The organism is Yersinia nurmii (assembly GCF_001112925.1).
GTDB lineage: Bacteria > Pseudomonadota > Gammaproteobacteria > Enterobacterales > Enterobacteriaceae > Yersinia > Yersinia nurmii.
Map to the genome: position 1 here is coordinate 1 of NZ_CPYD01000022.1, position 9,442 is coordinate 9,442.

Below are 9,442 nucleotides of genomic sequence, written 5' to 3' on the forward strand. Positions count from 1 at the left end.
CACGCTTTATCGCTGGTTTTAAAGCTTTTTTTCGATGACGTCTTTCAGCGCACGGCATTCCAGACTCAGGTCGGCAAACATCTGCTTCAGACGGCGATTTTCGTCTTCTAGATCTTTGATTTTTTTGATATCAGCGGCTTCCAATTGTAATAGCTGGCTTCGGAAATAGCAGCCTCGCGGCACACATTTTTGACGGTCCTACCCGCTTCGACGGACTTCAGTACGGCGATGATCTGGTGCTCGGTAAATCGGATCTTGCGCATAAGGATCTCCTCAGGTGACATCATCAGTATGTCGGAAGATCTCTAAAAGTGAATGGGCCGTTTAAGCGGGATACTTACATCACCACGCGATTTACCGCTCGGTTCTTCATCTAAGAACTTGAGATAACCTCGCAGGATCTGCATTAGTCTGTATGCATTTCCATCTGGCGTAGTCTTAGGTGCAAAACGGCCCTCTAGAAAGTCCACCGGTTGCTGAGTTCCACGATCGATCTGTCGGAAACGTTCAGCAAAGTCCTTCTCGGTTGTTTCTCTCAACTCGTTGAAGGTGATGTACTGGAATTGATCAAAGCCCGTTTGGCCGACCTGCTGAACCAAAAGCCTACAGAATTGGGCACGGATAAGTGTGTACCAGAGGAAAGCAATTCCTTGAATACCACCACCATGACTGTCGCTCAGATTAGTAATGATATCAACCAATTGCAGCGCTTCGGAAGTAATCACTGATAACCCTTTCTCCGCAGGTCTGCTTCGGACAGCGACAGCATATCGTTCTTCCAGGCTAAGATCCTTTGGAACAATATGAACTCCAGTTTGGCTACAGGCCTCAAGCAAGAAGGACTTTAGTACAACGGCTTTCTCAACCCTCTCTTTCAGGAGTTTTGGTGTTAGTGTGGACTCTTCCTGACGCAAGAGTCGGTTGACACCGTTTCCAATCGCAGCATGAATCCCATCTTCGCGCTTGATAACTCCGCTGATTGCTCCTACCACCTTAGACGTTTTTCTAAGAGCATCTATCCAGATTTTCTCAGCCTCTGTGGTTCCGTTGAGATGCATATGAGTTTCATCTAATCCCTCTACTCTACAGAGTTGGTCGAGCAGTGGATCATCGTCTACAGGCAACGTGCTGTCGCAAAGCCAGTTCTGTACTTTCCGTTGAAAATTTCTGCGTTCTGAGACAGTTTTCCTCTGTATGTTCGGCTGGGCAGCTATCCAGGCAGCAGAAACTAGCATTGGCGGAATGACGAGAATAAGGTCCTGCCATTCGTCTAGAAAGCGCGACTTTACGCGCAACGAGCCATCATTTGCCCCGCATAGAAAAGTCCCCGCAAGGCGAGTAAGTAAAAGCACAAGACAACGTGAAGGATCATCCAGGTTTTTCCTTTCTTGCTCCGATAGTTGTTGGTTTGCACCAGTCAAACTCCAAGCAATCTTATGTTCAAGCGCTTCATCAGTCAGAGAGGGGAACAATTTACGAAACTGCAGAAACCGACCGGTGGCATAGGTGTTTACGATTGAGGATCGACCTTCAGAATTACCATAGAGCATCTTAAGGTGTAGGTCCGCCGAACTATCTGTCAATCCTATTTCGAGATGAGAAAGCAGATCAAGATTGGAGGTAATCGCTTTTACAAGCGCTACCTGTGCACGAATCTGAAATTTATCTTCTGTAGTATCCCCAATCATTTTGCAGAACCAGACTTAGGATAATATCGAGGAACGACATTAAGTAGATCAAAGAAGCCTTCTTGCTTAACAGAACGTAGATTAGCAATATTTAAGCGACCAACAGCAACAGATATCTCTGGTGGACTTAGCCATGCAGGATCGAAACACGCTTCCTCTGTACCATAATTTTCTTGGAATACATTTAGTGCCGCTAACACCTCATTACGCAGTATGTCAGTGTTAGTACCGCTTGCTTTATATGCCTCTTTCGGGTTCAGGAAAGCCCAGACTAAGGGACATGAAAGGACAATCGCGGCGATAGGATGGAAAGATGTGGCCTTGTTTGCTGAGGCACGCCTCAGTGCTTCTACCAATGGACGATCCGACGACTTCGGCGAGTCCATCCGACCAAGACTGCCTGACGTACTAACAAGCAGGGCATGTAAAATATTTGTAATTTGGCGATGTAGAATATGCCCAGTCTTCCATATGAGGCTCACTTCCTCATCCAATGAAACCAGCTGATCATGCATGCGTTCAGCAATACGAGCTAGCTCAGATGCAGAGACTTCTGCAGTTTTCGCGTGAGACTGCTCAGTACCACCAGAGAATTGTAAGGAAAAACGTTTCCAAGCTTTCATTCGCTCTTCAAAGGCCGGAAAGTTGGATTGAGCTTCGGTTTCAAGCGATTCAGCGCCTTCAGTGTCATTAATACTGGAGGACGAATCATCCCCCTCCATCTCGGACTGGCCTAAAGTTGGAATATCATCAGTATTCGGGAGGAATGCTGGAATTATCGAAGTTAGCACCAACTCGTTTAGGCTGCGATTCTCTTCATCGTCTAGTATTGTTGAAATTGCCGCCAAGAGCGAAATAGCTGAGACAGATCTAAATCGTTCACCACGGCTGCTATACCTTTCGTATGTAACCAAGTCGAGTACTGCCTTGAATTCACCACAGCGACCTGCAAGATCATCAATAGGGAACCAGATGACCCCTTTCTGTGCAGCCATTCCAGCTATTTGGGTATTATTCGATAATGTTGTAATCCAAGCCTTAGCAGATAACTCATCAGCTCCTTCTCCCATTGCATTTTGCAATTCACTTACTGTCCCTACATCGCTCGATTTTGTACTCTTCGGTACTTCGAACATTCTTTGCAGAATTTCCGCTCGATCCTCTTTTCTTTTCGTGCCAACCGAACCAAAACAACTGGCCTCTAAATAGCCAATGCTGTTCGAACGTTCGTTAGTGTCGAGACGAGCGATAGAGCCGATGCGACCTGCTACTTCAATAAGGTTCGGACTTGCATCATCCCAGATGAACTCAAGAATCGCTTTGCGCACCTCCAGCTTCGCGTATATGGTGCGCTGCATCATTGAAATTGGAAAATTTAAAGTAAGTAAAGTTCTCAGGCACTTAGCTGGTGAACCTTTTAGCTCTTTAGATATGGCCAATGCAAAGCAGTGAAGTATGATTGCTTTGTCAGCATCACTGGGTACTCCTAAGCGAGCCAGTGATGTTGGTTTATCCTGTTTTACAAGCCAACGAAACAAAAGTAATAGGGCACTATTATGAGTTGTATGCGCTAATTGTAATGAATCTACACCGGAAAGACGGAGCCGAGTTTCGAAGACAGAAAAGACTCCTCGACGAGCAAGCACGGGATCTTGATTTCCAATTGCACGAAGGTATCCAATCACCAACCGCAAATGTTCTCGGGAGATAAGCTCTAAGAAGGGATGATAAGGAGAGCGTTCCCCTTGCAAGAAATGTAACTCAAGTAATTGCCGACGTATATTTTGGCTTGCCCACTCTCGTAGTGGTATTTGCTCTGTCATGCCGAACGGAACAACCATTATCTCATTGGAAGGGTCAACCTGAATGATCTCTCCCAATGGCATCATAGAAATCCGGTTCTGTGGGGGTACAACCTTCAAAAGATATTGCTCCTCTAGCTCCTGCACCGCAGAGGAGATGCCTGTTTTTTCCTTGCCAATGACCTCCGGATCATAATCCATGATGTTCTTACCGAAAGTGTCATAGATATTCCGCCTGACCAGCCGCCCATAGAGTTCGAGGTCTCCGGAAATTAACAAAACAAGTTGCGGCGATGTCAGATATTTCCGTATTGTTTCGAGAATCGTACGCCCATGCTGAAAATTTGTGTCCACATCGTCGAATGCCAGAACAAATGCTTTCTTATCTAATATTTTTAGGGCTTCGTAAATGTACATCTGAAACTTGATCTCAAATGATTTCCCGTTACGCGCCTTCCGAAGACCTCGACTCATAATCCACTCAGGATCCTCCCATTCATCTCCATACGGCTTGGATTTTCCAATACCGTCAAGCAGCCCGAGCCCCTCAGCCATCTTTCTACGTGATTCGTTTACTGCTGTACGGTCTAAATCAGGATTATTTTTGAAATCATCAAGCGCAGCATCAATTAACGAGATGATAACGATTATAATATGTTCTTTAGTTTCAATTAGAGTAGGATCTATGGGCGGTAAAACTTGCAATTTAGACGACATTCCGTCGAACCAGTACAGAGAGGAACCTCGTGATTGATCGTGAAGATAGTGCAACGCGTTTAGAAGAAATGTAGTCTTGCCACTACCACGGCCACCTTCTATCAGGATACTATTGTGCGGACGAGAATAGCTTAGTTCTTCGCCAGTTGGTGGTTTGAAGCTTGGATTTTCAAGACCATTTATCTGAGCCAGAATTATAGAGTCAAGCTGTTTGAAAGCCTCGCTCTGCAGTACTCTATCGATATTATCGAAACGTTCAGCCCCATTCACATTCAGATCAATAATGCGCATTTCCCCCCCCCCTTAAGAGAGTTATTAAATTCTTATTGTTTATAATAGAAAGTCTCAAAAACCATGTGGCTACGATGGGTTTACTCGCATACACCCCAATGCTGTGCTCTGTTTTTAAGACCCCCCTAATTTTTCTCAACAAGCTCAATAAGCCGTAAGTACCGCGAATCCTTGATTAGGCTTGGTTCTGTCTCTTCAATTAGGCCAAGTATCTTCTGTAACTCATCTGGAGGTCGGGTGAGCCTCTGTGGGGTTATTCTATCCATTAGATCAAGAGTCGCTGATGGAAAAAGCATGGTAATTGGCTTTTTACCACCAAACTCTCGAGTGAAACGGTAGAACTGGTGATCAAATGTCTCTATTGGCACCAAGAGTGTTTTTACTGCATCATAGACCACCGGAAAGTTATCGTAAGTATCGTCAAGTAGACCAATCCACGCCTTCACCGAACCTGTTGTCCTATATTGGCGTTCTTTGGGCCAATCCTCTCTGATTAATGGAATCACGTAATTAGCCCAGCCGCTCTCGTTTTTCTGCCCAACCAGTCCCAACCAAGAAATAAAACGATTTCTCACCTCGTCAGATATTGATCGCAAAATGGAACGCATTTCATTTCCAGAAGGGCTGGAAGGTTCATCAGGATGGAACATTCTCATTAAACCAAGCCATTGCGAGGCTCGAACTGAAAAATCTTTCTCCCAAGAAAGATTTTTGATCCAAGGTATAAGGTTAAGAAAACAAGGCTTGATAAGCTCCGCTACTGCAATTGAAGGCATAGCATCACTATGAAGATAACCATTCCATGCTGGTTCTGCAGCCGTGTGCTTAAAATCCAAAATCGGTATCAATCGTTCCTTTGTCCAACTAGGATCAACAAGCATTAGCCAGTTTAGATTGCTAGCCGTTATAGCTATAGCGTGGTCTGCACCTTCTCCAGGAGCTGTAAAGAGACGTTCAATACGAGACTTAATAGAACACGGAATAAGCGAACCAGCTTCAGCTTCTTCTCCTGGTATTGCTTGATAAAGTGCTCGAGTACACTTACCAACTGGACCATTGATTGCATGGCTGAATGTGCGTCGGGACTGTATCACAACCTCTCCATTCCGGATGACTTCTCCGAAACCGCTTTGCGTGGCATTAGCCCCACCACTCAGTATGCCTTCTATGACATGATCGTAAACTGCCCAGCCGAGATCATCATCAAATTTAAGAGTCGCAACTAAATTTTGTTCAAGCCAACTACTTAATGTATGTCGTAGTTCGACTAAAGCTGTAACTGGTAGCCGCGCAATTCGGTTCAGGAATACTCGTCTCAACCTTGGTTTAAGATCTGCAGGTAGCTCACTTATCATTGGCGACCAAAATTCCTTAGGATAATCACCGATTTTCCCTGAAATAGTGAGCGCAGACAATGCCTTACGTGGATTTTCTTTTATCAGTCCGACAAAGGGTTGCCTGCTAGTAAAGCTGTCATCCTCTCGTTTAAGCACATCTTTTACTTTTGGGATTATCTCGTTTGCAGGAAGATCTAAGATTACATCTGGTTTTTCGTCTGTACGAACCCAGCCCGACCGGGAACCCCAACTGATGACAACAGATGTGGCCCAGCTATCATTCCAGTCAGGAATTCTATTAATTATCGCAGTGAGTCGATCACTATGAATAGTGGTCAGTTCACAACCGTGTAGTTCAAGATAGCGAGCGTATTTAGCAGTTAATACCTCTCTTTCTTTCGGGAGTTCTTCCTCAGATAAATAAGGCAATTGATAGGGACCAGTCAGAATGCGATCGATAATTCGATTCTGATTGTCCTGTGAGAATTCTTCCCATCGATCTGTCAGCAAAAAAAGAAGCTCTCGAGTAACATTTGTGTCCCAGAATCCATTTTGCTCCAAAGACAAAACTTCTTCGGCAACACGATCAGCCCCAAAGACGCTTGTTTTACTGAAAGCATAAAGTCTAAGTTTTCGGAAGAAAAATGGCTCCGTTACTGGCCATGTTGTTACATGAGCATTAGCCAATTCAGGCCACTTCCCAGCTACTCGATCAAAAAGTGGGACAAACCATGTCAGTACATCAGCACCTTTCGCGAAGTGTTCTTCTCCTTCCACTGCACGCACTGGATAACAGCTTGGGCTTGGGAAGTAGAAAGTCTCAATATCCTCCAGCAATCCTGATGCCGTGAGTAATTGCTCTTCTAGGGCACTAAATACCCGCAGCAATACATTGTCAGGTATGTCTAAATCGTCGTCATGTCTATCAGTGAACACAACTTCGAATTGACCTAATTCGCTGAGTTGGATCTCCTTCCATGAGCCACTTGGCGGTCTGAATTCTCCCAAGCCATATGGCGATTTCATTTCCAACCGTGGTGTCATGACCTTACGAAACTCTCGTAGTACACCTGTAGTCCAGCCCTGGGTATTAATTCGAGCTTTTAAGTCATACCAGTCGACGTCATATCTACGATTACGGGAGTCTTTATGATGTTCGAGGATTAAACCCCACAGATGACGAGCACGCTTGTGGGTCGATACTGAAAACTCAATGTGATGCTCAATCTTTTGCAGTAGAAGCGGATGAAGGCAACTTTTTCGCATAGCCCACCAGGCCATTACCGGGCTATCGAGGGATTCGCTAAACCAAGTCATGAGATGACCTAGCCTTCTCGGGGCAGACCCAAATCCTCCAGCAAAACGATGGTAATCTGCCGGATTATCGTCTTCATCATGCCATTCAAGGAGATTATCGTTACTCACTCCACGTTTACGTTCATCGTCAGAGATATCTTGCAGATCGTCATCGAGTCCATAAGCTTCTTGCGGATCGAAGGTCTCTGCATCGTTATCAGCAAACTCGTTATATCTTTTCTTCTGTTTGACTGATCGAATATTCGCATCCATCACACAAAGCCATTCTGGATGAGGACGGGGAATAGCTTCAGAGAACAATCTCGCACCTTGTGCTGTACGAAGTATGTGAGCAACTTGACCACGTTCATAGGGTGCCATAATCTTCGGGTCTTGCTGGCTTTTAGCGATCATAGAAGCTCGCCACCGACGCGGATCATCTGCTCGTTCAGCCCATGCTTCCATACTCTTCCAGAGGACCGGATGATCGGGGTAGGCTATTGCAGTAACACCTCTGTCACGCCATTTGGCTTCGATCTCCTCAGCAAGCCCACAATCAAATGCATAAAGTCTAGAACGATCATACTGGCCATCATGATTGAGACCTTGAAGGAGGTATTTAACTGGCGGGTCTTCCGCCTGGTAACCGACCAAAACAACGATGTATCGTTCCAGAAGAAGCTTAATAAAGTTGGTCGCCCATCCTTCTGAAAGGTAAGCTCGTCCAAAGTCTGCACTGCTCAGCACATAAGGATGGCTTGTAGCATTTGCATCGACCAGACGACCGTGAAGATACGTAATTCCCTCAATTGTCGAACCGAAATTCAGATCTGAGAAAGCTGGCGGCACATATCGGGTCAGGTTATCTTGCCCTTGGTTAACCTCGAAAAGTCGATCAAAGTTCGTCGTGACAATCTGCGGAATTCCACTCTGATTTGAGGAAATGCGTTTAATTAGGGCATGCTCATGCCCAACCTCTCTGTCAGTCCAGGAAGCACTCAGACGCTTTGTGACCAGGGCATTAACTTCATCCTTGCCATATTCAAGATGTAGCAAGTTGAAAATTTGGTCGAGAGGGACATTTGCCGAAGATTGGTCGTGAAGCCACGGGCGAAATGCAGCCATGATTTCTGAGTCGTGTGGTGGATCAAAGTATTCAATTACGTATTGAGTGAGGTCTACAAAGGTTGGCATCCCTGAAGGTAACGAAACCCCGGCGCCACATAGAAATACAACTCTACCTGTATCACAGCGTTCTAAGAGGATGTCCGGTATGGCAGGTCCTTCGGGATGGAATCTCATGTGCTCAACTTATCAAAGCGCTAATTTATGTTTAGACTTTACTACTCGCAGCAATGTGATGAAAACAGTGAATATCAATAATTCTCTGTAATTCAAGTGGTATGTCTCAAAATCAACCAACGCACAGCAACCACTACCACCTGATTCAATATCACACTGATGGCGAAGTAGATTTTAAAAGGCTAACTGTTCAGAAAAATAACAGCGTTGATCGAATGGTTATTTATCTGTATATTCAACCATGCTGGATATTAAACCAGGTTTTATCAGAAATGGTCATTTAATCAAAGGCATGCAGGACAGACTATTCAAACCACTTTCTAAGAAGGATAAGTACATGGCTAGATGCACAGCACCAAGAAATGGACACCGTACAGCGAGCGGAGCTGCAGCTTGCCCCGCATGCAGTAGCCGTTACGGAGGCTATCGCTCGTACTCTTCATATTCGGTTCCTTCCTATCCCTCTTCAGGGAATAGTGTCAGTGGATCTGGTAGCGACGGCGGATCTAGCAGCAGCAGTAAACCAGGCTGGTCGCGAACTGGCTCATCCGCAGTGTACACTCCTGCCGAGGTGAGAACGCTCACGCCAGTCCGAGAAAACGTCGAGAAACGAGCAGCCGTACCTGATCTTCGAGATGTCTTTCTTTGCCATGCATGGGACGACCGCAAAGGTGCAGCCAAAGAACTGCATGACCAGCTAGAATCTCGCGGTGTATCGGTTTGGTTCAGTGAAAAGGATGTCCTCCTCGGAGCAACATTGCTACGCGAAATAGATAAGGGCCTAGCGAAGTCGCGAGTAGGAATTGTGCTGGTGACCCCTGCGTTGTTGAAGCGTCTTGCAGGAGAAGGCATTGCAGACAAAGAGCTTTCGGCACTCCTGGCTCGTGATCTGCTCGTTCCTATTGTACACGACACAAATTATGAAGCTTGAATAGACCCGAGTTTCCTAGACGGTTCCGTGCCTCATGAACCAGGCACTTTCATAAACTGCAGGTGGTTGATCTTCACA

Annotated in this window: 4 protein-coding genes and 1 pseudogene; 1 reads left to right on the forward strand and 4 read right to left on the reverse strand. The window is 45.6% G+C overall.

Features of this window, described 5'->3' with window-relative positions; translation table 11 throughout:
* The 4 genes and pseudogenes from AD970_RS18055 to AD970_RS18070 all read right to left on the reverse strand — a co-directional run.
* Positions 1–263 (reverse strand): annotated as a pseudogene (locus AD970_RS18055) (transposase); the annotation flags it as partial.
* A gap of 42 nt (positions 264–305) precedes the next feature.
* The gene (locus AD970_RS18060) at positions 306–1,688 is read right to left on the reverse strand and encodes a hypothetical protein (RefSeq protein ID WP_049602334.1); all 1,383 of its coding nucleotides are present in this window, start codon (positions 1,686–1,688) and stop codon (positions 306–308) included.
* Positions 1,685–4,498 (reverse strand): hypothetical protein, encoded by a 2,814-nt coding sequence (locus AD970_RS18065; RefSeq protein ID WP_049602335.1) that lies wholly within the window; start codon positions 4,496–4,498, stop codon positions 1,685–1,687. The genes AD970_RS18060 and AD970_RS18065 overlap by 4 nt, the downstream gene beginning before the upstream one ends.
* A 125-nt stretch (positions 4,499–4,623) precedes the next feature.
* Positions 4,624–8,433 (reverse strand): SIR2 family protein, encoded by a 3,810-nt coding sequence (locus AD970_RS18070; RefSeq protein WP_049602336.1) that lies wholly within the window; start codon positions 8,431–8,433, stop codon positions 4,624–4,626.
* 553 nt (positions 8,434–8,986) lie between these two features.
* Between AD970_RS18070 and AD970_RS20385 the strand changes: the two genes are divergently transcribed.
* On the forward strand, positions 8,987–9,364 hold the full coding sequence (locus AD970_RS20385) for a toll/interleukin-1 receptor domain-containing protein (RefSeq protein ID WP_268872544.1): 378 nt from the start codon (positions 8,987–8,989) through the stop codon (positions 9,362–9,364).
* Positions 9,365–9,442 lie beyond the last annotated feature (78 nt).